Source organism: uncultured Jannaschia sp. (assembly GCF_947494025.1).
Classification (GTDB): domain Bacteria; phylum Pseudomonadota; class Alphaproteobacteria; order Rhodobacterales; family Rhodobacteraceae; genus Jannaschia.
This window is the reverse complement of sequence record NZ_CANLTQ010000021.1, coordinates 14,722-40,986: the sequence shown is the minus strand read 5'-3', so window position 1 is coordinate 40,986 and position 26,265 is coordinate 14,722. Positions and strand designations below refer to the sequence as shown.

At 69.4% G+C, this 26,265-nt stretch carries 22 protein-coding genes and 1 pseudogene; 20 read left to right on the top strand and 3 right to left on the bottom strand.

What is annotated here, in order from left to right:
* The first annotated feature begins 40 nt into the window (after window positions 1-40).
* The 7 genes from Q1B08_RS16585 to trxA are packed head-to-tail and all read left to right on the top strand — an operon-like array spanning window position 41 to window position 10,508.
* Window positions 41-1,621: a PAS domain-containing protein gene (locus tag Q1B08_RS16585; RefSeq protein ID WP_299821381.1), complete on the top strand. Its 1,581-nt coding sequence runs from the start codon at window positions 41-43 to the stop codon at window positions 1,619-1,621.
* 44 nt (window positions 1,622-1,665) lie between these two features.
* Complete coding sequence (gene tsaE / locus Q1B08_RS16580) at window positions 1,666-2,154, top strand: tRNA (adenosine(37)-N6)-threonylcarbamoyltransferase complex ATPase subunit type 1 TsaE (protein ID WP_299821379.1); 489 nt, start codon at window positions 1,666-1,668, stop codon at window positions 2,152-2,154.
* A complete protein-coding gene (locus tag Q1B08_RS16575) occupies window positions 2,151-3,173 on the top strand; it encodes a phosphotransferase (RefSeq protein WP_299821377.1) in 1,023 nt (340 codons plus the stop codon). The genes tsaE and Q1B08_RS16575 overlap by 4 nt, the downstream gene beginning before the upstream one ends.
* Window positions 3,170-3,841 carry a nucleotidyltransferase family protein gene (locus tag Q1B08_RS16570; protein WP_299821375.1) on the top strand — a complete coding sequence of 224 codons (672 nt, stop codon included), beginning with the start codon at window positions 3,170-3,172 and terminating at the stop codon, window positions 3,839-3,841. Before Q1B08_RS16575 ends, Q1B08_RS16570 begins: the two co-directional genes overlap by 4 nt.
* Window positions 3,841-6,783, top strand: coding sequence for a double-strand break repair protein AddB (addB, locus tag Q1B08_RS16565; protein WP_299821373.1), 2,943 nt, complete (start codon window positions 3,841-3,843; stop codon window positions 6,781-6,783). Before Q1B08_RS16570 ends, addB begins: the two co-directional genes overlap by 1 nt.
* Window positions 6,780-10,145 carry a double-strand break repair helicase AddA gene (gene addA, locus Q1B08_RS16560; protein ID WP_366140039.1) on the top strand — a complete coding sequence of 1,122 codons (3,366 nt, stop codon included), beginning with the start codon at window positions 6,780-6,782 and terminating at the stop codon, window positions 10,143-10,145. Before addB ends, addA begins: the two co-directional genes overlap by 4 nt.
* Window positions 10,146-10,187: 42 nt before the next feature.
* Window positions 10,188-10,508: a thioredoxin gene (gene trxA / locus Q1B08_RS16555; RefSeq protein WP_299821371.1), complete on the top strand. Its 321-nt coding sequence runs from the start codon at window positions 10,188-10,190 to the stop codon at window positions 10,506-10,508.
* A 573-nt stretch (window positions 10,509-11,081) separates the two neighbouring features.
* Here trxA and Q1B08_RS16550 read toward each other — a convergent pair.
* Window positions 11,082-11,420: a P-II family nitrogen regulator gene (locus Q1B08_RS16550; RefSeq protein WP_299821369.1), complete on the bottom strand. Its 339-nt coding sequence runs from the start codon at window positions 11,418-11,420 to the stop codon at window positions 11,082-11,084.
* A 265-nt stretch (window positions 11,421-11,685) separates the two neighbouring features.
* On the opposite strand from Q1B08_RS16550, the gene Q1B08_RS16545 reads away from it, so the two are divergent.
* From Q1B08_RS16545 to Q1B08_RS16510, 8 genes are all read left to right on the top strand, one after another.
* Window positions 11,686-13,833, top strand: coding sequence for a PBP1A family penicillin-binding protein (locus Q1B08_RS16545; protein WP_299821367.1), 2,148 nt, complete (start codon window positions 11,686-11,688; stop codon window positions 13,831-13,833).
* A gap of 145 nt (window positions 13,834-13,978) precedes the next feature.
* On the top strand, window positions 13,979-15,658 hold the full coding sequence (locus Q1B08_RS16540; protein ID WP_299821404.1) for a type I secretion system permease/ATPase: 1,680 nt from the start codon (window positions 13,979-13,981) through the stop codon (window positions 15,656-15,658).
* Window positions 15,655-17,031: an HlyD family type I secretion periplasmic adaptor subunit gene (locus Q1B08_RS16535; protein WP_299821365.1), complete on the top strand. Its 1,377-nt coding sequence runs from the start codon at window positions 15,655-15,657 to the stop codon at window positions 17,029-17,031. Before Q1B08_RS16540 ends, Q1B08_RS16535 begins: the two co-directional genes overlap by 4 nt.
* Before the next feature lie 75 nt (window positions 17,032-17,106).
* On the top strand, window positions 17,107-17,562 hold the full coding sequence (locus tag Q1B08_RS16530; RefSeq protein ID WP_299821363.1) for a RidA family protein: 456 nt from the start codon (window positions 17,107-17,109) through the stop codon (window positions 17,560-17,562).
* Window positions 17,559-18,344 carry a glycerophosphodiester phosphodiesterase family protein gene (locus Q1B08_RS16525; RefSeq protein ID WP_299821361.1) on the top strand — a complete coding sequence of 262 codons (786 nt, stop codon included), beginning with the start codon at window positions 17,559-17,561 and terminating at the stop codon, window positions 18,342-18,344. Before Q1B08_RS16530 ends, Q1B08_RS16525 begins: the two co-directional genes overlap by 4 nt.
* Window positions 18,337-19,548: a GNAT family N-acetyltransferase gene (locus Q1B08_RS16520; protein WP_299821359.1), complete on the top strand. Its 1,212-nt coding sequence runs from the start codon at window positions 18,337-18,339 to the stop codon at window positions 19,546-19,548. Before Q1B08_RS16525 ends, Q1B08_RS16520 begins: the two co-directional genes overlap by 8 nt.
* Window positions 19,545-19,787 (top strand): 4a-hydroxytetrahydrobiopterin dehydratase, encoded by a 243-nt coding sequence (locus Q1B08_RS16515; protein ID WP_299821357.1) that lies wholly within the window; start codon window positions 19,545-19,547, stop codon window positions 19,785-19,787. Before Q1B08_RS16520 ends, Q1B08_RS16515 begins: the two co-directional genes overlap by 4 nt.
* 7 nt (window positions 19,788-19,794) lie before the next feature.
* A complete protein-coding gene (locus Q1B08_RS16510) occupies window positions 19,795-20,643 on the top strand; it encodes a mechanosensitive ion channel domain-containing protein (protein ID WP_299821355.1) in 849 nt (282 codons plus the stop codon).
* Between the two features lie 113 nt (window positions 20,644-20,756).
* On the opposite strand, the pseudogene Q1B08_RS16505 reads toward Q1B08_RS16510, so the two are convergent.
* A pseudogene (locus tag Q1B08_RS16505) lies at window positions 20,757-20,870 on the bottom strand (IS5/IS1182 family transposase); the annotation flags it as partial.
* Between the two features lie 796 nt (window positions 20,871-21,666).
* Between Q1B08_RS16505 and Q1B08_RS16500 the strand changes: the two are divergent.
* The 5 genes from Q1B08_RS16500 (at window position 21,667) to Q1B08_RS16480 (ending at window position 25,964) form a co-directional block, all read left to right on the top strand.
* Complete coding sequence (locus Q1B08_RS16500; protein ID WP_299821353.1) at window positions 21,667-22,683, top strand: fatty acid desaturase; 1,017 nt, start codon at window positions 21,667-21,669, stop codon at window positions 22,681-22,683.
* 312 nt (window positions 22,684-22,995) lie between these two features.
* Entirely contained in the window at window positions 22,996-23,745 is a 750-nt protein-coding gene (locus Q1B08_RS16495; RefSeq protein ID WP_299821351.1) for a hypothetical protein, read from the top strand.
* Window positions 23,732-23,902 carry a hypothetical protein gene (locus Q1B08_RS16490; RefSeq protein WP_299821349.1) on the top strand — a complete coding sequence of 57 codons (171 nt, stop codon included), beginning with the start codon at window positions 23,732-23,734 and terminating at the stop codon, window positions 23,900-23,902. Before Q1B08_RS16495 ends, Q1B08_RS16490 begins: the two co-directional genes overlap by 14 nt.
* Complete coding sequence (locus Q1B08_RS16485; RefSeq protein ID WP_299821346.1) at window positions 23,902-24,225, top strand: HNH endonuclease signature motif containing protein; 324 nt, start codon at window positions 23,902-23,904, stop codon at window positions 24,223-24,225. Before Q1B08_RS16490 ends, Q1B08_RS16485 begins: the two co-directional genes overlap by 1 nt.
* Window positions 24,226-24,296: 71 nt before the next feature.
* Window positions 24,297-25,964, top strand: coding sequence for a terminase TerL endonuclease subunit (locus tag Q1B08_RS16480; RefSeq protein WP_299821344.1), 1,668 nt, complete (start codon window positions 24,297-24,299; stop codon window positions 25,962-25,964).
* Window positions 25,965-26,023: 59 nt separating this feature from the next.
* On the opposite strand, the gene Q1B08_RS16475 is transcribed toward Q1B08_RS16480, so the two are convergent.
* Window positions 26,024-26,227: a hypothetical protein gene (locus Q1B08_RS16475; RefSeq protein ID WP_299821342.1), complete on the bottom strand. Its 204-nt coding sequence runs from the start codon at window positions 26,225-26,227 to the stop codon at window positions 26,024-26,026.
* Between the last annotated feature and the right edge of the window lie 38 nt (window positions 26,228-26,265).

Genomic DNA, 26,265 nt, shown 5'->3' with positions numbered 1-26,265 from the left:
GATACTGCGACACTCTGCGATGAATCCTAGAGAGGTCGCCATGCTCGCGATGTTATCGGCCGCCATGCCATTCTTCGTCGGACTCGCCTCCGGCATCGCAGCCTTGATCGCCGTCCTCTTCCTCGGCCCCCGCCCCCGCGCGCAACAGCATGCTCCGACTGCGGAAATACTTTCCGAACCGCGTGTCTTCCAGTTCCGCAACGGATACCTGACGGAACACTCGGACAACGTCTCGTTCCTGTTGCCCTCCCCGATCGACAACCTGACGGCGTGGAACGACCTCCGCGACTCGCTCAGCGACATCCACAGGGACGCGTCGGCGGCGCTGCGAACGCTCGACGAGACGGGGCGACCGTTCAAGCTGACCGGAACCTTCGGCCCGGACGAAGTGGTGATCCTCGGCTGCCGCGACGGCCTCGACCTGCGTGTCACGGTATCGGCCGCCGGCGAGCAGCGGAGCGCCGTTCGCATCGACCTGTCCAGCCTGCAGGCGATGGAGGACGAGATCGCGATGCTCTCGCGCGCCAACGAGACGAGCCCCGTCCTGAGCTGGGCCGTCGATGCCGAAGGCCGGATCGTGTGGTGCAACGCCGCCTATATCGCGGTCGTGAAGCGCTTCGTCGGCTCCGACGCAGCGCATGGCTGGCCGTTGCACCCGCTCTTCGCGGAGGACGACGGCCTGGGGCCCGTCCGGACGCGCCGCAAGGTGCGCGATGGCGCCGGCCACGAGCACTGGTTCGAGGTCACGTCCCCGTCGGTCGCCGACAACAAGCTGCGCCTGATGCATGCGTTGTCCCTCGACGTCGTCATCAAGGCGGAGGAATCGCTGCGCGGCTTCATCTCGACCCTGACCACGAGCCTCGGCTTCCTGCCGACCGGCATCGCAATCTTCGATCGGAACGGGCATCTCGCCGTGTTCAACCCGGCGCTGCTGGACATGACCGGGCTCGACGGAGCGTGGCTGTCCCGGCGCCCGAGGCTCGAGGAGTTCCTCGACACGCTTCGCGATTCGGGCCGGATGCCGGAACCACGGGACTACAAGGCCTGGCGCGATGCGATAACGAAGCTCGGGCAAGCGGAAAAATCCGTGACCTTCGCGGAAACATGGACGATGCCCGGAAACGCGGCCTATCGGTTGACGGGCCGGTCGCAGGGCGACGGCGCGATCACGCTCATGCTCGAGGACATGACCAGCGATCTGGCCACCGCGCGCACGGATCGCGACCGGCAGAACGTGCTGCTCGGGCTATTCGAGGATATGAGTTCCGCCATGACCATCTTCGACACGGGCGGCAGCCTTCTGCTCGCGAACGCCGCGGCGAAGTCGCTGTGGCTGGACGACGAATCCGGAGAGCTGCCCGACACGCTCGAGCGCTGCATCCGGCTCTGGTCCGCCGGCACGGCGCCGAACGCGGCATGGGCCGATCTGCGGAGCGAGGCGCGTGCGCGCGGCGTGCGCGCCGAATGGTCGGTGGTGCTCGACCTGCGCGACGGACGGGAGGTCGAGAGGGCCGTGAAGCCGATGCAGAAGCGCCGCTTCTCGGTGACCTTTCACGGCATCGAGGGAAGCGGTCCCGCGACGTTAAGCCCTGCGCAGGCACGCCACGCTCTGCTGGCCTGACCCGCCTCTTGCACGCGCGCGACCGGCATGGCTAACGTCCGCCGATGCCGACCGAGCCGTTCGCCCTGACCCTTCCCGCGCCGGAAGCGACCGAAGCCTTTGCGGCCCGGCTTGCCCCATGCCTGGGGCCGGGCGACGTGCTCCTGCTCGATGGCGCGGTCGGCGCGGGCAAAACGACTCTTGCCCGTGCCTTGATCGGCGCCCTTCGGGCGCGGGCCGGCCTGTCGCCGGAAGACGTGCCCTCCCCGACCTTTACCCTCGTGCAGACCTACGAGACCGGGTCGTTCCAGACCTGGCATGCCGATCTTTATCGCTTGTCCGACCCGGCCGAGGTGCTCGAGCTCGGGCTAGACGAGGCCTTCCGCGAGGCGCTCTGCCTCGTCGAATGGCCCGACCGGCTGGGGCGGGACCGTCCGCCCCGTGCCGCGACGCTGACCTTCACGGCGGGCGACGGGGACATGCGGCGCATCACGGTCGACGCGCCGTCCGCGATGGCCGCGCGGCTCGCGCCCGCATTCGAGGCAACGACATGACGGATCGCGAGACGGAAACGTCGGCGTTCCTGCGAAGTGCGGGATGGAGCGAGGCGACCCGCATGCCGCTCGCCGGCGATGCCTCGCTGCGGCGCTACGTCCGGCTCCGTCGGGACAGCGGGGGGGCGATCCTGATGGACGCGCCACCGGGCACCGGAGAAGACGTACGTCCGTTCGTGGAGATCGCCCGATGGCTGGCCCGGCACGGCACCTCGGCGCCGGCGATCCTGGCCGAGGATGCCGGAGCCGGGTTCCTCCTGCTGGAGGATCTGGGCGACGACCTGCTCGTCCGGCGCGCGGCGCGGTACCCCGACACGGAGGCGGACCTCTACGCCGAGGCGGCGCGGCTTCTGGTCGGGTTGCACCGCCCCGAGCCGCCGGACCGGCCCTCCTATCCCGACCAGATGCCCGACCTCGCCGCGACCGTGGTGGACTGGTACGCGCCCGCGGCACGAGCCCGGAAAAAGGACGTCCGCGACGCGATGGCGGAGGTGATCGCGCGGCACCTGACCGGACGCCAGGTCTTCGTGCATCGCGACTACCACGCCGAAAACCTGCTCTGGTTGCCCGGACGGACGGGCACGGCCCGGATCGGCGTGCTCGACTTCCAGGACGCGATGCGGGGACCGGCCGAATACGACCTCGCCTCCCTCCTCCACGATCCCCGCCGGGCCGTTTCCCCAGGGGCCGTCGAGGCGGCGACACGCGCTTATCTCGAGGCGAGCGGCGCCGACGCGGCCACGACTGCCACGCGGGTCGCGGTTTGCTCGGTGCAGCGCTCGCTCCGGATCATCGGACGCGTGTTCACCCGGCTCTGCCTCCATTCGGGGCGCACGTCCTACCTGCGCTTCATTCCGCCCACCTGGACCGCATTGCAGCGGGAGCTGCGCCATCCCGCGCTCGCCCCGGTCCGAGCTGTCCTGAACGGTGTGCTGCCGGAGCCGGACGCGCGCTGGCTCGCCGATGTCGAGGCCCGGGCGGGGACGTTCCAGGGCCGCGACCACGCGGGGGCCGAATGATCGGCGCGATGGTCTTCGCCGCCGGGCTCGGCACGCGGATGCGGCCGCTCACCGACGACCGGCCGAAGGGTCTGGTCGAGGTGGCGGGGCGTGCGCTCGTCGATCATGCGCTCGAACAGGTCGCGGGCGCCCGGCCGGTGGTCGTCAACGCCCACCATCACGCCGACAAGCTCATCGATCACCTCGCCTCGCAGGACGTCACCGTCCTGCACGAGACGCCGAGGCTCCTCGACACCGGCGGCGGGCTCCGAAACGCGCTGCCGTATCTGGGCACCGGCCCAGTATTTACCATGAACGCCGATGCCGTCTGGACGGGACCGACCGCCTTTGCCACCCTCGCAGCCGCCTGGGCGCCCGAGCGGATGGACGGACTCCTCCTCCTCGTGCCCCTGTCCCGCGCCGTGGGACCGGTGAGGGGCAGTTTTCGGATGCGGACGGACGGGTCTCTCCTGCGCGACCCGGACGGGCACGCCTATACGGGGGCGGGACTCATGAAGACGGATGAACTGGCCGACGCGCCGCGCGAGGTCTTCTCCCTGCGCGACCTCTGGTTCGACATGGCCGCCCGGGGGCGCCTGCACGGCGTGCTGCATCGGGGACGCTGGGCCGATGTCGGGACGCCGGACGGGATTGCCGCGGCGGAGGCCATGCTGGCGGCGCAGGTCTGATGCACGGCCTCTATTACGAGCCCCTCGGCGTCGATTTCAGCGTCGCCCTCGCCCGCGGTCTGCGCGCGCGCCTGTCGGATGAGCCGCCCGAAGCGCTGGCGCGCGCCACCGTGCTGGTCAACACCTCGCGCATGGCCCGCCGGCTGGAGGCCGCGCTCATGGAGGACGGGGCGACGCTCCTGCCCCGGATCGGCCTCGTCACCGATTTCGCGCCGCTGCTGCCCCCGGGGGACATGCCGGTCGCGAGCGTCTCCAAGCTGGCCATCCGCCTGCGGCTGACGCAACTGGTCGAGAACCTCCTGCGGGTCCGGCCCGACCTGTCGCCGCGCGCCGCCGCCTTCGACCTCGCCTGCGGCCTCGAGACCCTGCTCTCGGAGATGCAGGAGGAGGAGATGCTGCCCGATGCGCTCGACTGCATGGAAACGGGCGACCTGTCGGAGCATTGGCAGCGCAATCTCGAATTCCTGCGCATCGCGACGGACTGGCTCGAGCGCATCGCCGAGCTCACGCCCGTGGGCGCGCAGATTCGCGGCCTCGATCGGCTCTGCGCCCTATGGGCCGCCGCGCCGCCCGCCGACCCGATCATCGTCGCAGGCTCCACCGCCTCGCGCGCGCCGACGCGGCGGCTGATCCGGGAGGTGCTCGCATTGCCGCGGGGGGTCGTCGTCCTGCCGGGGCTCGACGCCGACATGCCGCACGACGCCTGGGCGGACCTCGCGCCCGGCGCGGCGCATCACGACCACCCGCAATACCGGCACGCCGCGCTTCTCGAGATGCTGGACGTGCCACGGGGCGCGATCCGCCGCTGGGACAACAACGCGCAACCGGCCGTGCCCGCGCGCAACGCGCTCGTCTCGCTGGCGCTGCGCCCCGCGCCCGCGACCGATGCCTGGCTCGCCGAGGGGCCGGAGCTCGCCGATGTCGCCGGCGCCTGCCGCGACATCACGCTTCTGACCGCGCCGTCCCCGGGGGCAGAGGCCGCCGCCATCGCCTGCGGCCTCCGCGACGCGCTGGCACAGAACAAGCGGGCCGCGCTCATCACGCCGGATCGGACGCTCGCACGGGAGGTGCGCGCCCAGCTCGAGCGCTGGGACATCTTGCCCGACGAATCCGCGGGCCAGCCGCTCAACCAGACCGCGCCGGGGCGGTTGCTGCTGCATCTCGCGGGGATGCGCGGACGGCCGGTGGAGGCGGAAGCGCTGGCGATCCTCCTCAACCACCCGCTCACGCAGGCCGGCGGCGACCGGGCCGGCCACCTCCGGCAGGCACGGCTGCTGGAGGTCGCGCTGCTGCGCCACGATCCTCTGCCCTTCCCGACACGCGACGCGATCGAGGTCTGGTGCGAGGATCCGAGCACGCCGGAGACGGACGGGGCCTGGAGCCAGTGGCTTTGCGGCCTCGTCGACGACCTTCTCGCGCAGCCGCGAATGGCGCCGCTGGCCGAGCATGCGCGAGACCACCTGTCCCTCGTGGAGCGCACCGCGCGGGGCACCGGCGGTTCGGCCGACGCGATCTGGGAGGGGCCTGCCGGGCAGGCTGCGCTCCGCGTGATCGAGCAGCTGCAGGCCGGGGCCGCCGAACGGGGCGACGATCCGGTTCCGGCGCAGGAATTCGCCCGTATCCTGCAGACCATGCTGTCCGGCGAGGAAGTGCGCGACACCTACGGCACGTCCGACCGGATCATGATCTGGGGGGCGCTCGAGGCACGGGTGCGCCATGCCGGTCTCGTGATCCTCGGCGGGCTGAACGAGGACGTGTGGCCCGCTCAGCCAGGCCCCGACCCGTGGCTCAACCGCGCGATGCGCCGCTCCTGCGGCCTGCGCCCGCCGGAGCGGACGGTCGGCCTGTCGGCGCACGACTTCCAGCAGGCCGCCGCCGCGCCCGAAATCTGGCTCAGCCGCGCCGCGCGCACGGCGGAAACGGAGACCGTTCCCTCGCGCTGGCTCAACCGGATCGTGGGCCTGCTCGGCGGGATCGGCGCGGAGGGGCGGGACGCGCTCGAAGGGATGCGGGCGCGTGGCGCGCATTGGCTCCGCGTCGCGACGCTGCTCGACGAATCGTCGGGCCTTCCGACCGCGCCGGCGCCGCGGCCCGCGCCGAAGCTTCCCGCGGGGGTGCGCCTCGACCGTATCTCCGTCACCGCGGTCGAGACGCTGATCCGCGACCCCTACCATATCTATGCGCGCGACATGCTGCGCCTGCGCCCGATGCCCGCGCTGCGTCAGGGGCCGGACGCCGCCCTGCGCGGCTCGGCCGTGCACGACGCGATGGAACGCTTCACCCGCCGAGCCTCGGGCGACGTCCTGCCGCCGGACGCCGCCGGGATGCTCCGCCGCGCCTTCGAGACGACGCTGGAGGAAACGGCGCCTTGGCCCGCCATGCGTCGAATCTGGCTCGGCAAGCTCGAGCGCGTCATTCCGGCCTTCCTCGAAGCGGAGACGATGCGTCGCGCGCTCGGCACGCCCCTCCTCGTGGAGGGAAAGGGCCGGCGCCGGTTCGAGGGGGCGGGGTTCACCCTGACGGCACGGGCTGACCGGATCGACCTGCGCGACGGGGCGGTGGCGATCTTCGACTACAAGACCGGCACGCCGCCTTCCCCTAAGCAGCAGAACGCCTATGCCAAGCAGCTTCTGCTCGAGGCGATGATGGTGGCCGACGGCGCCTTCGAGGGCGTGCCCGATCTGCCGGTCGAGGAGGCCGCCTATCTGCGCGTCGGCAACGCCTACGGCGAGGTCGCGCCGGCGGCCCTCGATGCGGACATCATCGACGCGACCCGCGACCAGCTCGTCCGCCTGATGCAGGGCTACGCGTCCGGCACGCCCTTCATCGCGCGGCTCGCGCCGGATCTGCTGGCCTATGACGGGGATTACGACCACCTTGCCCGCTACGGCGAATGGGACGACACGCAGCCCGCGACGGTGATCGCGGTGGGCCGGCCGTGACCCGTATCGTGCGCCCCGACCCGGCCAGCGCCGCGCAGATCGCCGCCGCCGACCCGTCGGGCTCGGTCTGGCTGGCCGCCAACGCGGGATCCGGCAAGACGCGGGTCCTGACCGACCGCGTCGCCTGGCTCCTGCTCGAGGGAACGTCGCCCGAGCGCATCCTCTGTCTCACCTACACCAAGGCCGCGGCGGGCGAGATGCAGAACCGCCTGTTCAAACGGCTGTCGGGCTGGGCGATGCTGCCCGACGACGAGCTCCGCGCGGCGATCACCAAGCTCGGCGCGGCGCGGGGGACGATCTCGCCCGAGCGGCTGCGCCACGCGCGCACGCTCTTCGCCCGCGCCATCGAGACGCCGGGCGGGCTGAAAATCCAGACGATCCATGCCTTCTGCGCCTCGCTCCTGCGGCGCTTCCCGCTCGAGGCGGGCGTGTCGCCGAACTTCGCGGAGATGGACGAGATCGCCGCCGCGCGCCTCCATGCGGAGGTGTTCGACGCGATGGCGGCCGACCCGGAGACGCAGCCCCTCGTCGACGGAATCGCCCGCCGTCTTTCGGACACCGAGCCGGCGGCCTTTCTTGCCGCGGTCGCCCGGCTCGGGTCCCGGTTCGCCGCCATGCCGGTCGAGGCGCTGCGCCCCGCGCTCGGCATCGCCGACCTTTGCGCCGAGGACATCCTGGCCGAGATCGCCGGCCCCTCGACGCGCGAGCTTATGGTCGATTTCCTCGACGGCGCGCGCACGGCCCCCGGCAAATCTCTGGCCGGGATCGTCGAGGTGTTCGACAGCGCCCTCGACAGCGCATCGCGGGACCGGTTCGAACTGCTCCGCGGCGCGTGCCTGACGGGCACGGGCGCCCCCCGCTCCACCGGCAAGTGGCCGAAGGCTGTGAAGGAGGGCGAGCACGGGGAGCTTGTCGAGATCTACTGCGAACTCGCCGCGCGCATCGCGGACGGCGTGGCACGCATCGCCGCGCTGGAGGCGCTGACGCAGACCGAGGCGCTCCACGCCTTCGCGCCCGCCTTCATCGCGCGGGTCGCGGCGGAAAAGGCGGCGCGCGGCTGGCTGGACTTCGACGACCAGATCGCCCGCGCGCGGCACCTGCTCTCGACCTCCTCGATGGCGCAATGGGTGCTCTTCAAGCTCGACGGCGGGATCGACCATATCCTTGTGGACGAGGCGCAGGACACCTCGCCCGATCAATGGGAGGTGATCACCCGACTTGCCGCCGAGTTCGGCGCGGGTCAGGGCGCGCGGCCGGACGCGCACCGCACCATCTTCGTGGTCGGCGACCGCAAGCAGTCGATCTATGCCTTCCAAGGCGCCGATCTCGACGCCTATGGACGTATCCGCAGCACCTTCGCGGACATGCATCCGCCGGGCGGCGTGCCGTTCAAGGATCACGCGCTCCTCTTCTCGTTCCGCTCATCGCCCGTCATCCTCGACCTCGTGGACGCGGTCTTCGCCGAGGGCGGGGGTCTGGGCGAGGCGCCCCGGCACATTGCCTTCCACCCCGACATGCCGGGCCGCGTCGATCTGTGGCCCGTGATCCCCAAGCAGACGGAGGACCGCGCCGACCGCGAATGGTTCGAGCCCATCGACCGCCCCGCGCCCAACGACGCGGAGGTCGTGCTGGCCGAGCGGGTGGCCGAGGGGATCGCGACGATGATCGCGGAGCGCGTGCCGGTCGGGCGCGGCGCCGCGCGGCGTCCGGTCGAGGCGGGCGACATCCTCGTCCTGGTGCAGCGACGGAACACGTTGTTCCACCATCTGATCCGGGCCTGCAAACGGCGCGACCTCGACCTCGCGGGGGCCGACCGGCTCGTGGTCACCGAGGATCTGGCCGTGCGCGACCTGATCGCGCTCCTGAAATGGGTGGCCCTGCCCGAGGACGACCTATCGCTCGCCACCGTGCTGCGCTCGCCGCTGGGCAATCTGGACGAGGCCGGTCTCTTCACGCTGGCGCACGGGCGGGAGGGCGGCCGTCTCTGGCCGCGGCTCCGCGCGACGGGGATCGATCGGGAGGCGGAGACGATGCTATCCGACCTTCTGGGCGCGTCCGGCTACGAGCGGCCCTACGAACTTCTCCAGCGCATCCTGATCCGCCATGACGGACGCCGCCGCCTGCTGGCGCGGCTCGGCACGGAACGGGCGGAGGCGATCGACGCGCTTCTGCGGCAGGCGCTGGACTACGAGCAGCTGGAGGTGCCGAGCCTGACCGGGTTCCTGTGCTGGATCGAGGCCGCCGCCGTGGAGCTGAAGCGTCAGGGCGGCCAGGGCTCGATCCGGGTGATGACGGTGCACGGCGCGAAGGGGCTGGAGGCGCCGGTCGTCATCCTGCCGGAGACCGCGACGCGCAAGGCGCGCACGCTTTCGGGCGTGGAGCGGCTGCCGGGGGGCGTGCCGGTCTGGATGCCGGTCAAGGCGAACTGGTCGCCCGCGATGCACGAGGCGAACGAACGCGCCGTGGCCGCCACCCGCGCGGAGCGCGACCGCCTGCTCTACGTCGCGCTGACGCGGGCGGAAAGCTGGCTGATCGTCGCGGCGGCGGGCGAGGTCGGGGAAACGCCGGAGGCGAGCTGGTTCCGGGCGGTCGAGGCGGGCATGACGGCGCGCGGCGCGGAGGCGCACGACTTCGCCTGCGGCCGGGGGCTGCGGCTCGAGCAGGGCGACTGGTCCGCGGCCGAGGCGCTGCCGATCCACGCGCCCGTGCGGGCCGAGACGCCCGACTGGCTCGGACGGGCCGCCCCGAAGCCCGAACGCGCGATCGGCCGCATCGCCCCCTCGCAGCTGCCCGGGGCGAAGGCCCTGCCCGGGGAAAGCGGCCTCGACACGGAACGCGCAATGCGGCTCGGGACGGCCGTCCATGCGCTGCTGGAGCATCTGCCCGGCCTTCCCGCCGCCGAACGGCGGGCCCGCGCCCCGGCGATCCTCGCCGCCCACGCCGACCTGCCGCCCGGTTTCGACCCGGAGGCGCAGATCGACGAGGCGCTGGCCGTACTGGATGCCCCGGAGCTCGCCTCCGTCTTCGCGCCCGGCACGCTGGCCGAGGTGCCCTTCGCCCTGCCGGCGACGGCGACGCGACCGGCGATCGTGGGTACGATGGACCGTCTTCTCGTCGCGCCGGACCGGGTCACGGTGGTCGATTTCAAGACCAATGCGACGCTGCCCGCGACGCCGGAGCGGATCCCCGAGGGTCTGCTGCGCCAGCTCGCGGCCTATGGCGAGGCGGCGGCGACGATCTGGCCCGGCCGGGCCGTCACGCTCGCCATCCTCTGGACCAAGGGCCCTGCCCTGATGGAGGTGCCGGAGGCGGTGATCGCGGCGCTGCCGCCGGCCATTGACCCGGTCGGGCCGGGTACCTAGCTTCGAGTGCTCGCGTTCGACGCAAAACGACAGGAGTTCCCCATGGCCACCATCGCCGCCACCGACGCCACCTTCGACGAGGTCGTCAAGCAGTCCGACATCCCCGTCGTCGTCGATTTCTGGGCCGAATGGTGCGGTCCCTGCAAGCAGATCGGCCCGGCGCTCGAAGAGCTCTCGACCGAGTACGAGGGCCGCGTGAAGATCGTGAAGGTCAACGTGGACGAAAACCCGCAGAGCCCCGCGCAGATGGGCGTCCGCGGCATCCCGGCGCTGTTCCTGTTCAAGGGCGGCGAGGCCGTGGACCAGAAGATCGGCGCCGCGCCCAAGGCCGCGCTGAAGGACTGGATCGAGAGCGCCGCCTGAGGGCAGCCCGTGGACGAGACGTGAAGGAGGCGGGGTTCGCCGGAACTCCGCCTCCTTTTCTTTCGCGGCCCCGGAACGATACGGCCTTGAGGGAAGAGGTCGGTTTCGCGCGAACTCCGGAAGGAGAAGTCGGAAGCGACCGACACGTCGCCAGATCGGTATTCGCCGCGGCATGGCCCACCGGCTCACGCGAGCTGAACGAAAAGAGCGGCCCGAGATAGCCGGTCGCGCGATCCAGCCATTGCCCGGATAGATCAGGTTAAGGCCCATGAGCCGAACCATGATCGCCGCAACCGGGAGGAGCGCGGCGTTCTTCGTCAGCCGCTTCGTCACGTTCCCGCAGCGGACGAGCCCGGCCTTCAGCATGGCCAATCCCATCGCTATACACACAAAGAGGCCGCCGATGAGGAACAGCTCCGCCGTCCTGATGCAGGGGCCGATCCCGTCGAAGCGCAGCGTCACCTCAACGACCTCCGTCGCCTCCTATGCGAAGCAAGCGACCCGGCGTACGGCGAGCGCGGTCCCCTTGGACGGGAATGTCGTGCGATTTCGTCCGCTCCGCCCCCTCGTCGATTAGATCGCGTCGTCGTTGCGTTCGCCGGTGCGGACCCGGACGGCCTCCTGAACGTCGAGCACGAAGATCTTGCCGTCGCCGATCTTGCCGGTCCTGGCGGCTGCGGCGATCGTTTCGACGACACGGTCGGCCATGGCGGCGGGCACCACGACCTCGAGCTTGACCTTCGACACGAGGTTCACCGCGTATTCGGCGCCGCGATAAATCTCGGTATGCCCCGACTGGCTGCCGAAGCCCTTGATCTCCGTCACCATCATGCCGCGCACGCCGAGTGCGGTGAGCGCCTCGCGCACCTCCTCGAGCTTGAACGGCTTGATCGCAGCAATAATCAGTTTCATCGGATTTTCCTCATGGTAGCGGTCTTTGATCTTCCAATGCCGGGCTTCGCCTTGTGACACTACCGGAAGGGCGCCGGCAGCGAGGCTTTCCGCAGGGTTGGAAAACGCTCCTGCCGCGTATGCTGCCCGATGTGCAGAGATTGCTCGTAAAATGAGCGGCACATGAAACGGGACCTAGGCGGCGCTTTCCGCGGGCGGGGGTCCACAAGCGAGCCGGCAGCGCTTATCGTGCCGGCCAAAACATCCCAGGACGGGACGGGCAGTCATGGCAAGACCTACGAAGACGCGGCTGGTGGCCGACAAGCGGCGTGCGTCCGCCCCCCGGGCGAAGGCCAGGGCGAAGACCCTGCGCAGGGCCGTGCCGCGCCGTCGCGGGCTCGGCGGCTGGTTCCTGTGGCCGCTCCGCCTGGCCGTGCGCATCCTCTGGGCCGTGGCCTGGCGCGGCGCGGCGGCGGTCGCGGTGATCCTCGTCGCGGCGACGTTGTACAACTACGCGGGCCTGCCCGACATGGCGTCGCTCTCGGACGGGCGGGCGCGCGGCTCGGTCACGCTGCAGGACCGGGATGGACGGACCTTTGCCTGGCGGGGCGACAATTTCGGGGGCCTCGTCACGGCCGACGGCGTGTCGCCGCATCTCGAGAACGCGGTGGTGGCCTCCGAGGACAAGCGCTTCTACAGCCATCTGGGCGTCAGCCCGCGCGGCATCCTCGGCGCGATGCGCAACAACGTGCAGGCCGGGCGCTCGCCGTTTTCCGGCTCCGGCGGCTCCACGATCACGCAGCAGGTCGCGAAGCTCCTCTGCCTCGGGACCGACTGGGACCCCTCGACCGGCATCTCCGAAGCGGCGTTCGAGGCGGATTGCCGGGCCGGATCGGTCTGGCGGAAGGTCAAGGAGATCCCCTATGCCTTCGCGCTGGAGATGAAGTTCACCAAGGCGGAGATCCTGTCGATCTATCTGAACCGCGCCTATCTCGGCGCGGGCGCGCGCGGCTTCGCGGCCGCGAGTCAGCGGTACTTCGGCAAGCCGGTCGCGAACCTGAACCCGCAGGAGGCGGCGATGCTGTCGGGCCTCCTGCCCGCGCCGAGCTACTACGCGCCCACGAGCAATCTCGAACGCGCGCAGGACCGCGCGAAGACCGTGCTCACGCTGATGCGCGATCAGGGCATGCTGAGCGACACCGACTACGCCGCCGCGATGGCCGCCCCCGCGACGCTGTCGCCCGCCGCGCGTGAGGATACCGGCGGCTACTTCGCCGATTGGGTCATGTCGGACGGGCCGGACTTCCTGACCGGAGACACGACCGAGGACGTGATCGTGCGCACCACGCTGGACCAGCGCATCCAGAAGGCCGCCGAAAGCGCGCTGCGGGAGGTGTTCGAGACCAAGGTCAGCGCCGGTTCGGAGGCGCAAGCGGGGATCGTGGTGATGTCGGCGGACGGCGCGGTGCGCGCGATGGTGGGCGGCCGCAACACGCGCGGCGGCGGCCAGTTCAACCGCGCGGTCCAGGCCGTCCGGCAGACCGGATCGAGCTTCAAGCCCTTCGTCTACGCCGCCGCGCTCGACCTCGGCTGGCGGTTCGACTCGCTCGTCCTCGACTCGGAACTCGCCATCGACGTGCCGGGCTCGGGCATCTACTCGCCCAGCAACTACACCGACCGGTTCTACGGCGAGGTGACGCTGACCGACGCGCTGGCACAATCGCTTAATGCCGCGACCGTACGCCTGTCGGAGAATGTGGGCCGCGACGTTGTGCGCAACGTGGCGCAGCAATTCGGCATCGAGAGCGACCTGGCGGAGGGACCCGCGCTCGCGCTCGGCGTGTCGGAAAGCACGCTTCTGGAGATGACGGGCGCCTATGCCGGTATCCTGAACGGCGGGACGAGCGTCACGCCCTACGGCCTGTCGTCGCTGGCGCTCCGGGGGGACGACCGGGCGCTTCTCGACCACGACGGCGGGCTGGGCGAGCGGGTCATCACCGACGGCGCCGCGCGGCAGCTCGTCTACATGATGTCCCAGGTGATCGAGCGCGGCACCGGCACGCGCGCGCAATTGCCGGGCGGGCGTCCCGCCGCCGGCAAGACCGGCACCACGCAGGCGGCGCGCGACGCCTGGTTCGTGGGCTTCACCGGCGACTACGTGGCCGGCGTCTGGATGGGCTACGACGACAACACGCCGCTCACCGGCGTGACGGGCGGCGGCCTGCCGGCCGAGATCTGGCGCGAGACCATGGCGCGGGTGCACGAGGGCCTGCCGGTCACGCCGCTGCCGATGATCGACCCGGCCCGCGAAACGCGCACCGCTCCGCGCGTCGCCGAGCGCGAGATCGCCCCCCAACAGCCGCGTGAGGACGAACCCAACATCGCCGAGCGCGTGTTGATGGATGTGCTGGGGGGGATTTTCCGCCGGAATTGAGACGTGATCGCGTCGTGATTGACGCAATCTTCATGTTCTGTATGCCACGCGGACGCATCCAAGAGGCCAGCTCCGCGACATGAGACTTCCCCGCCCCATGAATCGACCCTCCGGCAAGCAGGAGGTGGCGCAGGTGCGCAGTCGGATGAACGGCCTTCTCACGATGGCCTTCGTCTTCTCGGTTTTCGTGAACATGCTGATGCTGACCGGCCCGCTCTACATGCTGCAGGTCTACGATCGCGTGCTGGGCTCGCGCTCGGAGGAGACGCTGATCGCGCTCTCGGTGCTCGTCACTTTCCTGTTCCTGATGATGGGCGTGCTCGACCACGCGCGCGGACGCGTGATGGCGCGGGTCGGCGCGCGGTTCCAGTCGGCGCTCGACGGGCGGGTCTTCTCCGCGCATCTTCGCCGCGCGGCCGCCACGCCCGGCGGCGCGGGCGGGCGCAACCCCCTGCGCGACGTGGAGGCGGTGCAGCGGCTCCTGTCCTCGCCCGTCTTCCTTGCGCTCTTCGACGTGCCCTGGACGCCCTTCTTCATCGCCGCGATCTTCATCTTCCACCCGTTCCTCGGCCTTCTCGCCGTGGGCGGCGGGACAATCCTCATCTGTATCGCGCTTCTCAACCAGTGGACGACCTCCGGACCGATGGCGCAGGCCAACCAGGCCGCCGCGCAGTCCGAGGTGACGGCGCAGCAGCTCGCCGACGAGGCGGAGCTCGTGCAGTCGCTTGGCATGCGCGGCGCGGCCTTCGCGCGCTGGATGAAGGCGCGCAGCGTTTCGCTGGCGCAGTCGATGTCCTTTTCGGACCGCTCGGGCTTCTACACGGTCACGACCAAGACGCTGCGGCTGTTCCTGCAATCGGCGATGCTGGGTCTCGGGGCCTGGCTCGTGCTTCAGAACGAGCTCACGGCCGGCGCGATGATCGCGGGTTCGATCCTTCTCGGCCGCGCGCTCGCGCCGATCGAGATGGTGATCGGCCAGTGGCAGCTCGTGGTCGCTGCGACGCGCGGCCGCACCGCCGTCGTGAACCTTCTGGACCAGGTCCCCCCGGACGCGGAGCGGACGCCGCTGCCGCGGCCTCAGGCGCTTCTGGTGGCCGAGAACGTCACCATCGTGCCGCCGGGCGCGCAGCAGGCCTCGCTCCGCGCGGTGTCCTTCGTGCTGAAGCCCGGCCACGCGATGGGCGTGATCGGCCCGTCGGGCGCCGGCAAGACCTCGCTCGCCAAGGCGGTGACGGGGGCCTGGATGCCCGCCGGCGGCCGCCTGCGCCTCGACAGCGCGACGCTCGACCAGTACGATCCGGACGTGCTCGGTTCCTACATCGGCTACCTGCCGCAAACGGTGACGCTGTTCGACGGCACCATCGCCGAGAACATCGCCCGCCTGCAGGAAGACGCGGATCCCGCCAAGATCGTCGATGCCGCGAAGAAGGCCGCCGCCCACGAGATGATCCTCGAGCAGCCGCAGGGCTACGACACCCGGGTGTCCGCCGTGGGCGGGCGACTGTCCGGCGGACAGATTCAGCGGATCGGCCTCGCCCGCGCGATGTTCGGCGGCCCGGTGATCCTCGTCCTCGACGAACCCAATTCGAACCTCGACAATCTCGGCACGCAGGCGCTCAATCAGGCGATCCGCACGATGAAGGAGGAGGGCCGCTCGGTCATCATCATCGCGCACCGGCCGGCGGCGATCCAGGAATGCGACACCCTGCTGATGCTCGAGGGCGGCGCCCGCGTCGCCTTCGGTCCCCGCGAGGAGGTTCTCAAGAAGATGGTCCGCAACCATTCCGAAATCACGCGTGACCCCGCACCCGGAGGCGTGACATGAACAAGCAGACCAACTCCTCCCTTCCCGGCAAGGCCCGCACCGCCAAGGTTCCCGCCAAGACGGCCGGGCCCGCCGCGTCGCCCGCCCAAGGCCGCGGCTGGTCGGCGCGCAAACCGATCCTGATCGGGCTGGTCGGCCTCGCGCTCCTCGTCGGCGGTTTCGGCTCCTGGGCCGTGCTCGCCAACATTTCCGGCGCGATCATCTCCTCCGGCCGTGTGGCGGTGGAGAGCAACCGGCAGGTCGTGCAGCACCCCGACGGCGGCGTCGTGACCGAGATCCTCGTGCGCGAGGGCGACGAGGTGGAGGCGGGCGAGACGCTGATCCGCTTCGATCCGACGGACCTGCGCTCGGAGGCCGAGATCCTCCGCGGCCAGCTGCAGGAGATTGCCGCCCGCTCCGCCCGCCTGGCCGCCGAGCGCGACGATGCCGACGAGATCACGTTCCCGGAGGAGCTGATGCGCTCCGATTCGGCGGACGTGACCGACATGCTCGAGGGGCAGCGCAACCTGTTCGACGCCCGGCGCGAATCCCGCGCCCGGGAGGTCGACCAGCTCGAACGGCGCAAGGACCAGATCGCCTCTCAGGTCGACGGAATCGGCGCGCAGTCCGACGCGCTCGACCAGCAGCTGACCTTCATCCGCGAGGAGATGGGCGCACAGCAGAGCCTGCTCGACCGTGGTCTGGCGCAGGCCCCGCGCGTGCTCGCCCTTCAGCGCGACGAGGCGGGGCTTTTGGGCCAGGTCGGCGAATTCACCGCCACCGTGGCCGAACTCGAGGGCCGGGCGACCGAGATCGACCTGCAGATCCTGAACCTGCGCAACCGTGCGCGGGAGGAAGCCATTTCCGAACTTCGCGACCTGCGCTTCCGGGAGCTGGAACTGGCCGAGCAGTACCGTGCCATCACCGGCCGGATGGGCCGCCTCGACGTGACCGCGCCCGTCGCGGGCGTCGTCTACGACATGCAGGTCTTCGCCAACCGCGCGGTCATCCGCGCCGCCGAACCCGTGCTCTACATCGTTCCGCAGGACCAGCCGCTGGTGATCCAGACGCGCGTCGATCCGATCCATATCGACACGGTCTATCCCGGACAGCCGGCGACGCTTCGCCTGCCGACCTTCGACGCGCGCACGACGCCCGAACTCTTCGGGGAGATCGCGCGCGTCTCGCCCGACGCGTTCACCGACGAGGCGACCGGCCAGACCTACTACCAGGCCGAGATCCTGCTCAACGAGGGTGAGGTGGACCGGCTCGAGGGCCAGAACATGCTGCCCGGCATGCCGGTCGAGGCGTTCCTGCGGACCGACGACCGCACGCCGCTCGCCTACCTGACCAAGCCGCTGACGGATTACTTCACCCGCGCGTTCCGCGAATAGGTCGGGATCGCCCGCCTTGGCACCGGCGGGCGGGCATGGCAGCAAGGTCCGGACACGAACCGGAGGCCTTACCCCATGTCGATCGCCGAAAACCTGTCCCGGATGGGCATCACCCTGCCGGACGCGCCCGCGCCCGCCGCGAACTATGTGCCGAGCGTGCGCTCGGGCGACCTGCTCTTCGTTTCGGGACAGGTCTCGAACGGGCCGGACGGCCTGATCAAGGGGCGGCTGGGCCATGACATGAGCGTCGAGGACGGTGCCGCCGCGGCGCGCGCCTGCGCCATCTCGCTGCTCGCGCAGGTCCGCGCGGCCTGCGACGGCGACATCGACCGGCTCGACCGTGTCGTGAAGCTGACCGGGTTCGTGAACTGCACGCCGGAATTCGGCGACATGCCCAAGGTCGTGAACGGCGCATCCGATTTCCTCGTGGAGGCGCTGGGCGAGGCCGGACGGCATTCCCGCTCTGCCGTGGGCGCCAACCTGCCCTTCGGCGTCGCGGTCGAGATCGAAGGCATCTTCCGGCTGAAATGACGCTGCCGCAGGCGTTTCTGTCCGCACCCATCGCCCACCGGGGCCTGCACGACCGGAACGCGGGCCGGCCCGAGAACTCCATGGCCGCGTTCGGAGCGGCCATGGCGCGGGGCTACGCGATCGAGCTCGACGTGCAGCCCTCCGCCGACGGCGTGGCGATGGCGTTCCACGACGATCGGCTCGACCGCCTGACCGGCGCGACCGGGACGATCGACAGCCTTCCGGCCGAGGCGTTGTCCCGCCTGCCCCTGCGCGGCGGGACGGAATGCGTTCCGCGGCTGGCGGAGGTGCTCGACCACGTGGCGGGGCGCGTGCCGCTGCTCATCGAGATCAAGGACCGGGACGGCGACATGGGGCCGAATGTCGGCTCGTTGGAGCGGGCCGTGATCGCCACGCTCGACGGCTATGCGGGCGCGGTGGCGGTGATGTCGTTCAACCCCCATTCCGTGGCGTGGTTCAAAGCACAGGCGCCTCACCTGCCGCGCGGCCTCGTCACCTCCGCCTTTCACGCCCGGGACTGGCCGGACCTGTCGCCGGCGACGCGCGAGCGCCTCGCCCGCATGCCCGACCTCGACCGCGTCGGCGCGAGCTTCGTGAGCCACGAGGCCGAGGCGCTCGACATGCCCCGGATCGCCGAGATCAAGGCCGCCGGCCTGCCGGTCCTGTGCTGGACCATCCGCTCCCCCGCGCAAGAGGCGGAGGTGCGGCGGATTGCCGACAACGTGACTTTCGAGGGCTACTTGCCCGAGCCGGAGGCGGCCCCACCTGTCCCCCATGAATGAGCGCATCACCCCCGACCGCGACACCACCGAGATCGAGATCAGCGTCCTGCCGAGCCTGTCGGGCCTCGACGCCGCGACCTGGGACGCCTGCGCCTGCCCCGAAGCTGCCGATGGCGGGCCGCCGAACGATCCGTTCACGACCCACCGCTTCCTTCACGCGCTGGAGACGAGCGGGAGTGTCGGAGCACGCTCCGGCTGGCAACCGCAATACCTGATCGCGCGGGCCGGGGGCGAGGCCATCGCCTGCGCGCCGCTCTACGCGAAGGGTCACAGCCAGGGCGAATACATCTTCGACCACAACTGGGCCCATGCCTGGGAGCGTGCAGGCGGCGATTACTACCCGAAGCTGCAGATCGCCGTGCCCTTCACCCCCGCCACCGGGCGGCGCTTCCTCGTCCGCCCGGGCTTCGAGGAAGTGGGCGTCTCCGCGCTGGTGCAAGGCGCGGTCAGCGTGACGGAGAGCAACGACCTCTCCTCCCTCCACGTCACCTTCTGCACCGAGGCCGAGCGCGAGGCCGGCGCGGCGATGGGCCTGATGCCCCGGTCGAGCCAGCAATTCCACTGGGTCAACGACGGCTACGGCAGCTTCGAGGATTTCCTCGCCGCGCTGTCGAGCCGCAAGCGCAAAACCATCCGCCGGGAGCGCAAGGTCGCGCAGGAGTTCGGCGGCACGATCCGCGCTTATACCGGCGACGCGATCCGGCCGGAGCACTGGGATGCGTTCTGGCGCTTCTACCAAGACACGGGCGCGCGCAAATGGGGCCGCCCCTACCTGACCCGCGCCTTCTTCGACGCGGTGCAGGAAACGATGCGCGACGACGTGCTTCTGGTGTTGGCCGAGCGTGACGGGCGCGCGGTGGCGGGGGCGCTCAACTTCATCGGGCGCGACACGCTGTACGGGCGCTACTGGGGCGCGGTGGAGCATCATCCGATGCTGCATTTCGAGGTCTGCTACTATCAGGCCATCGACCACGCCATCGCCCGCGGGCTGGGCCGGGTCGAGGCGGGCGCGCAGGGCGAGCACAAACTCGCGCGCGGCTACCTGCCGGTGACCTGCCACAGCCTGCACTACATCCCGAACGAGGGGTTCCGCCGCGCCGTGGCGCAGTTCCTCGAGGCGGAGGCGCGCGCGGTCGAGGAGGATATCGAGGTTCTGACCGCGTTCGGCCCGTTCCGGCGCGTCGAGATGGAGGAGCAGGAATGACCGTTCCCGACAGCTGGACCGAGCGCGACGGCGGCATCGAACGCAGCTTCAAGTTCCGCGACTTCTCCGAGGCTTGGGCCTTCATGTCGCGCGTGGCCCTGCTCGCGGAGGCGGCGAACCATCATCCGGACTGGTCCAACCGCTGGAACCGGGTGGACATCCGGCTGACCTCGCATGATGCAGGTGGCTTGACGCAGCGGGACACCGACCTCGCACGTCGCATCGACGACCTGAGCTGAGGCGACCATGGAAGACCTGCTGACGACCGAGATCTACAACGGGCGCAGACTGGACGACTTCGTGTCGCTCGAATTCCTCGTGGCGGTGTTCGGCAGCTTGCTTTCCGCGATTCTCGTGATCCTTGCGGGGTTCATGATCTCCGGTTGGGTCGCCCGCCGGATCGAGGCGCTGTCGAAGCGCCATGCGCGCCTCGACGATACGCTGTTCGACTTCCTCGCCAACCTCGCGCGCTACGCGATCCTGGGCCTGTGCTTCCTGATCGTGCTCAACACCTTCGGCATCCAGACGACCTCGCTCGTCGCGGTCATCGGTGCCGCCGGCCTCGCCATCGGCCTGGCGTTGCAGGGGACGCTGTCGAACGTGGCGGCGGGCGTGATGCTGATCTTCTTCCGGCCGCTCAAGGTCGGCGATTACGTGACGATCAACGGCGAGAGCGGGACGGTGAAGGCGATCAACCTGAACTTCACCGAACTCGCCAGCATCGGCAACTACCAGATCATCATCCCGAACTCCGAGGTCTGGGGAAATACGATCACCAACTACTCCGCCTACGACACGCGGCAGGCGGAATGGATCTTCGGCGTGGGCTACGGCGCCGATCTGGGCCGGGTGGAGGAGGTGATCCGCGAGACGATCACCGCCGATCCGCGCTTCCTCTCTGACACCGAGCCGACCATCAAGGTCGACGCGCTCAATGCCTCCAGCGTCGACTTCCTCGTTCGCGCCTGGGTGCCGCGACTCGAGTTCTTCGGCTACTGGAAGGACATGAACCGCGAGGTGAAGCAGGCCCTCGACGCCGCCGACATCGAGATCCCCTTCCCGCAACGCTCGGTCCACGTGATCCGCGAGGACTGACGCCGAGACGAAGGGCCATCGCCGATAACGCGACCGGGAATGTTTTGTGACCCGGTCGCGGCCCTGTTGCACGAAACGCCTGAAGGCCGAGCTTCCCCTTTCCCCCGTGGGGGTCAGCCGACGGGTTCCGTGACGGGGATGCCGCGGTTGAGGATGACGATGCGGGTCTGATGTTTGGCGGTTTGTCTGTCGAAGTCTCGTGCGGTGAGCTCATGGCCGAGCAGCTTTGCCGCCACCCCGGCGGGGCAGTCGAACCGCCAGGGTCTTCCGCCGCCGGCACAGCCTCGGGACCGAGGAGGATCGGCGAGCCTTCCGGAAGGATCGTCCGACGAAGGGCACCGGCCGGTCGAGCCCCGCGAGCCTCGGTCGGCTGGCGACGACGCCGGTGGTCCGCCGCAGCGGCGATCCGAACAGCACCTCGATCCCTTCGGACATCGTCGTGGGAGGCCCTGCCGGGCAGTGCTCAGACACGCCTGACCGGCGGCGGCGTCGTATATCGGTTGGCCGCCGCGCGGATCCGAAGGCACCGCGTGCCAAGGCGTCGATGGCGGACCCGTTCAGGGTGCCGGCGCGGGTCGGACCAGGCCTGGACAGGCCACCCGGCTCCGCCGCTCGACCCGCTAAGGGAACCCAAGGCAGGCTCTGGGCAACAAGGTCGCCGGCCGCAGTAGAATATCGAAGCGCGACCTCTATGTTGCGCCGGACGGCACGTACAAATGTCAGCCGGAGTATTCGAGCCATATCTTCGAAGCTATTCGACAATATGCAGGTGAGCGTCGCAGGAAACGCTTGTATATCTGCAAGCTGTGCGCAATGCGTCCGCCGGGAGCGAGGGGTACCAATCCACGGCAACGTTACCTTGCTCTTGCCGATTCGGCCTTGCGTCGCTGATGCGTTCCGGATGGACGGTATCTAGATCGATGAGGCCCGAAATGCGCACGACCGTCCATGCGCCAGCCAATCTGCCTTTACTTACCGCGCTTCAGGCCCCGCAGCCTTGGGGCCCCGCCGGAGACCCATTCAATGACCACCTCACCTGACAGCGTTGCCGCCGCGGAAGCGCGGCGCTGGGTTCCCATCCTGGCGCGCTACCGCGAGCCCTCCGATCGCCGCAGCCTGATAGAGATCGCGGTAACGCTCGGACCGTTCCTGCTGCTGTGGGCCCTGGGCTGGTGGGCCATCTCCGTGAGCCCATGGCTTGCCGTGGCCATCGCGCTCCTCAACGGCGCGTTCCTCGTGCGGATCTTCGTGATCCAGCATGATTGCGGGCACGGTTCCCTGTTCCGCAACAAGACCCTGGGCGACTGGGTCGGCCGTGCGCTCGGGGTGCTGACGGTGACGCCCTACGATGTCTGGCGTCGCATCCACGCGGCGCATCACGGGGCGGCGGGCAATCTCGACCGGCGAGGCCCGGGCGAGGTCTACACGATGACGGCGGCCGAGTATCGGGCGCAGTCCCCGCTCGGTCGCCTGCGCTATCGGCTTTACCGGCATCCGATCGTTCTTTTTGGCCTTGCGCCGGCATGGGTGTTCCTCTTCGAGAACCGCTTGCCCCTGGGGCTGATGGGGGCTGGCGCCCGCTACTGGGTAAGCGCGATGGGCACGAATCTCGCCGTGGCAATCGTCCTTGGGCTCATCATCGCCTTCGGCGGTCTCGAGCCGGTCCTCCTGCTGTTTCTTCCGACGACCCTGTTCGCCGCGACGGTGGGCGTGTGGCTGTTCTACGTCCAGCACCAGTTCGAGGAGACGCTCTATGAACACGAGCCGGACTGGGACCTGCACGAAGTGGCGTTGCATGGCAGCTCGCATTACGACCTTCCGGCGCCGCTTCACTGGCTGACGGCCAATATCGGACTGCATCATGTGCATCACCTCAACAGCCGGATCCCGTTCTATCGTCTTCCCGCCGTATTGCGCGACCATCCCGGTCTCGACGGGGCACAGCGGCTGACGCTGGTCGAAAGCCTGCGCTGCGTCCGCCTGAAGCTTTGGGATGAGGACCGCCGTCGCCTCGTGTCTCTGGACGACGCGCTCGCCTAGGCAGGCAACGCCAATCGCGGAATCCGCCCGCGGCGCGAACCGGCAAATGGGGAAGGCGCGGGCCCAGAAGGCAAGAATACATCGCGACGGATCAAAGGCTTGGCTTGGCGAACCGCGTCGAAGCCCCCTTTGATACCATTGACGAAATCCCGAGCTTGGCGAACCGGCTTGAACGCTCCGCAACAACGGAAAACGCCGCCTCGACTGCAATCGAGAGCGGCGTCCAACGTGATAGCTTTGACGGGCTGATCGAGCGAGACGATAGCCCCGCCGCGCGCCTTTCGCAACCCGTCCGGGCTGGCGAGGTGCGTCATGGATAACTGGAACCGCGACCGCTGGGATTGGAAGCGCGCCCTTCGCAAGTCCCGCGACCTGTCGGACGCCGCGAAGGTTCTCGCGGCAGCGTTCTGTGACGATCTGTCGGACCGAGACTCGCCATGCTGTAGCCACACGATTGAGGATATCGCGCTCGACGTCGGGAAGTCCGAACGCTCCGTCCAGCGGGCGATCCGCGAGCTGGAAGCGGGCGGATGGATCGAGGTCCATCGAGCGCGCGGCAAGAGTCGAAAGTCCGAGTTCAGGTGCAAGATGCCCGCCACTTTGGCGACGGAAACCGGCCGTCCAAGGGTGACAAATCTGTCGTCTTACGCCCGTCCGAAAGACGAGCCAGCGGTGACAACCGTGACGCCAAAAGGTGACAACCGTGTCACCCCCTATAATAAAGAACCAAAGAGTCACCAAAGCGCGCGCGCGAGCGACGCACCCGACCCGATCCCCATCCGCTACCGCGATCACCGCTTCCTCGGCTCGATCACGCACGGTCCGCGCATCGTGCCTTCGACGGACTTCGGCTCGCTGAACCGCTGGGCCGCTTGGCTTGCTGACGAAGGCTTACCGAAGCTCTGCAACACGCCGCTGGGTCGGAAGGCGAAGAAGGGCGATACCGTCTTCTTCGCCCTTCCGACCAAAGCGCCGCCAACGTGCGCGGCAGGCCGAGCGGAGGCGCGAGCGTTCTTCGCGGCGGTGCTCGATGGGGAGGCGAGCCGACATGCAGCGCAATGAACGCCCCGCGCCCGTCGAGCGTCCGTCCGACCTGCTGGCCGAGCTGGCAAGCCGCCTGCGCCGCCTGTCGCCCGATCATCGGAACCCGCACCGGTTCCACGAGGAAAAGTCGGAGATTGCCCACGAGCTGGCCCGCCTTGCCCGGAAGGTTGCCTGATGGCAGCGTGGCCGTATTGCACTTCCAACTGGAAGCGGCTCCGACTGGTCAAGCTGGCCGCGTGCCCCCTGTGCTTCATCTGCGAGCGTCGGGGCAGGCTTGTTGAGGCGACCGTCGTGGACCATATCACCCCGATCCGCCAGGGCGGGCCTGCGTTCCCCGAACTGGCCGGGCTGATGTCCCTGTGCAAGCGCTGCCACGACGAGAAAACCGCGAGCTTTGACAGGGCGCGCGGCAACGCGACGGGCCGTCGCTTCAAAGGCTGCGGCGCGGACGGCAACCCCGTCGACCCCAGCGACGGCTGGTGGGGTGGGGGGCCATGAGATCACGGGAGACTGCCGAGCTGGAGACCGACACCCACCAAGCGCGCACACTTAGTTAGGGTACTGATTTTATGGGACTTAGAGGACCGGGAGCGAAGCCGCGGATCGCGCTCGCCTACGAGCGCCCTGCGGACCTTTTCGGCCCGGCCGAGACGGTCCATTCGTCTGGCCGGGCCGTCCTACCGTGGGACGAACCCGGTCTGTCCCGTGTCGATCGCGTGGTGGCCTTCCTCGAGGACCTGCCGATCACCCAGGGCTCGCTCGCCGGGACAAAGCTGAAGGTCCGGCCTTGGCAGCGCGACTTCCTCGAGGCGATCTACGCGACGGACGACGCGGGCTTCCGCCCGGTGCGCACAGCGGTCCTGTCGATGGCCCGGAAGAACGGGAAGACGCAGCTCGTCGCCGGTCTGGGCCTGTGCCACCTGCTGGGACCGGAGGCGGAGGGTCGGGGCGAGGTCTATGCGGCCGCGAACGACAAGGCCCAAAGCGGTAAGACCTTCTCGGAGATGGTCGCGATCCTCGACGCGCATGTCGAGTTGGACGCGCGCGTGAACGTCATTCGCCATAGCAAGCGGATCGAAGTGACGACCGGGCACGGCAAGGGCTCGATCTTCGCCGCGCTGTCGGCCGACGCTTCGACCAAACAGGGCCTTTCGCCGTCATTCACCATCTACGACGAGCTGGGCACCGCCCCCAAGCGCGACCTATACGACGCCCTCGACACCGCTATGGGCGCGCGGGACAATCCGTTGCTTTGCGTTATCAGCACCCAGGCGGCCAACGATACGGCGGTGATGTCCGAGCTGGTGGACTACGGCCTGAAGATCGAGGCGGGCGAGGTCGAAGACCCGTCGTTCCATCTGACCTTCTACGGCGCGGACGAGGACGATGATCCTTGGTCCGAGGCGACTTGGCACAAAGCGAACCCTGCCCTCGGCGACTTCCGGTCCCTGGGCGACGTGCGCCGCCTCGCGTCCCAGGCGAAGCGGATGCCCGCCGCCGAGCAGTCGTTCCGAAACCTGATCTTGAACCAGCGCGTCGAAGCGCATGTCCGCTTCATCGCCAAGGCCGAGTGGACGGCGAACGGCGGGGCGGTCGACTTCGCGGCGCTGGAAGGGCGGAAGTGCTGGGGCGGGCTCGACCTGTCGCAGTCGCGCGACCTGACGGCCCTGGTCTTCGTCTTCCCCGACGACGCCGGGGGCTTCGACGTGTTGCCGCGCTTCTTTCTGCCTGCACAGGGCATCGAGGATAAATCCGACCAGGACCGGGTACCCTATGACCTCTGGGCACGGCAGGGCCTGCTGACGCTCATTCCGGGCGCGGTGGTCGACCCGGGCGTGATCGCGGAGACCATCGCGGAGGCCTGCGAGACTTACGACGTGCAACGCATCGCTTACGACCGGTGGCGGATCGAGGATCTGAAGCGCGAACTTGGCCGGATCGGGGCGGAGCCGCCCATCGAGCCGTTCGGCCAGGGCTTCCGGGACATGGCCCCTGCCCTCGACAAGATGGAGCGCCTGGTTGCGGAGGCGCGCCTGCGGCACGGCGGGAACCCGGTGCTGCAATTCTGCGCCTCGAACGCCGTGGTGGAGATGGACCCGGCGGGGAACCGCAAGCTGGCAAAGAACAAGAGCAGCGGCCGGATTGACGGCCTGGTGGCGCTGGCGATGGCGCTGGCAGCAGTCGACCGCGAAGAGGCGGAGGAAATCCCCGCGTGGCTGGCGGAGCTGATGGAATAGGCCCGGTTGGGCTTGGCAAAGTACTCGGAAAAAGGGGCGGCTTAGGCCGCCCCTCCTCTTCAGGTCATTCGGCCTGCCGCGTCTTCGCTACCGGGGAAGCGCTTACCCTTCAGCACCTCGTTGACCCGTGCCGGGTTCACATCGAAGTCAGCAGCGATCCGGTTTTGAAACTCACCTTTCCTGTACCGACCCCAAATTACGAGGGCATCAGAGTAGGTTAGGCGATAGCTAGGCTTTCTTGAGTAGTCGTCGTCGTAAGCCATTGAAGGCTCCTATTGTGGAGCCGTCAGCTGGACGCTTG

What these genes read in the sequence shown, in the direction of transcription:
- Q1B08_RS16585 (WP_299821381.1), top strand. Translation starts at nt 41, where the DNA reads ATGCTCGCGATGTTATCGGCCGCCATGCCATTCTTCGTCGGACTCGCC.
- tsaE (WP_299821379.1), top strand. Translation starts at nt 1,666, where the DNA reads ATGCCGACCGAGCCGTTCGCCCTGACCCTTCCCGCGCCGGAAGCGACC.
- Q1B08_RS16575 (WP_299821377.1), top strand. Translation starts at nt 2,151, where the DNA reads ATGACGGATCGCGAGACGGAAACGTCGGCGTTCCTGCGAAGTGCGGGA.
- Q1B08_RS16570 (WP_299821375.1), top strand. Translation starts at nt 3,170, where the DNA reads ATGATCGGCGCGATGGTCTTCGCCGCCGGGCTCGGCACGCGGATGCGG.
- addB (WP_299821373.1), top strand. Translation starts at nt 3,841, where the DNA reads ATGCACGGCCTCTATTACGAGCCCCTCGGCGTCGATTTCAGCGTCGCC.
- trxA (WP_299821371.1), top strand. Translation starts at nt 10,188, where the DNA reads ATGGCCACCATCGCCGCCACCGACGCCACCTTCGACGAGGTCGTCAAG.
- Q1B08_RS16550 (WP_299821369.1), bottom strand. Translation starts at nt 11,420, where the DNA reads ATGAAACTGATTATTGCTGCGATCAAGCCGTTCAAGCTCGAGGAGGTG.
- Q1B08_RS16545 (WP_299821367.1), top strand. Translation starts at nt 11,686, where the DNA reads ATGGCAAGACCTACGAAGACGCGGCTGGTGGCCGACAAGCGGCGTGCG.
- Q1B08_RS16540 (WP_299821404.1), top strand. Translation starts at nt 13,979, where the DNA reads ATGAACGGCCTTCTCACGATGGCCTTCGTCTTCTCGGTTTTCGTGAAC.
- Q1B08_RS16535 (WP_299821365.1), top strand. Translation starts at nt 15,655, where the DNA reads ATGAACAAGCAGACCAACTCCTCCCTTCCCGGCAAGGCCCGCACCGCC.
- Q1B08_RS16530 (WP_299821363.1), top strand. Translation starts at nt 17,107, where the DNA reads ATGTCGATCGCCGAAAACCTGTCCCGGATGGGCATCACCCTGCCGGAC.
- Q1B08_RS16525 (WP_299821361.1), top strand. Translation starts at nt 17,559, where the DNA reads ATGACGCTGCCGCAGGCGTTTCTGTCCGCACCCATCGCCCACCGGGGC.
- Q1B08_RS16520 (WP_299821359.1), top strand. Translation starts at nt 18,337, where the DNA reads ATGAATGAGCGCATCACCCCCGACCGCGACACCACCGAGATCGAGATC.
- Q1B08_RS16515 (WP_299821357.1), top strand. Translation starts at nt 19,545, where the DNA reads ATGACCGTTCCCGACAGCTGGACCGAGCGCGACGGCGGCATCGAACGC.
- Q1B08_RS16510 (WP_299821355.1), top strand. Translation starts at nt 19,795, where the DNA reads ATGGAAGACCTGCTGACGACCGAGATCTACAACGGGCGCAGACTGGAC.
- Q1B08_RS16500 (WP_299821353.1), top strand. Translation starts at nt 21,667, where the DNA reads ATGACCACCTCACCTGACAGCGTTGCCGCCGCGGAAGCGCGGCGCTGG.
- Q1B08_RS16495 (WP_299821351.1), top strand. Translation starts at nt 22,996, where the DNA reads ATGGATAACTGGAACCGCGACCGCTGGGATTGGAAGCGCGCCCTTCGC.
- Q1B08_RS16490 (WP_299821349.1), top strand. Translation starts at nt 23,732, where the DNA reads ATGCAGCGCAATGAACGCCCCGCGCCCGTCGAGCGTCCGTCCGACCTG.
- Q1B08_RS16485 (WP_299821346.1), top strand. Translation starts at nt 23,902, where the DNA reads ATGGCAGCGTGGCCGTATTGCACTTCCAACTGGAAGCGGCTCCGACTG.
- Q1B08_RS16480 (WP_299821344.1), top strand. Translation starts at nt 24,297, where the DNA reads ATGGGACTTAGAGGACCGGGAGCGAAGCCGCGGATCGCGCTCGCCTAC.
- Q1B08_RS16475 (WP_299821342.1), bottom strand. Translation starts at nt 26,227, where the DNA reads ATGGCTTACGACGACGACTACTCAAGAAAGCCTAGCTATCGCCTAACC.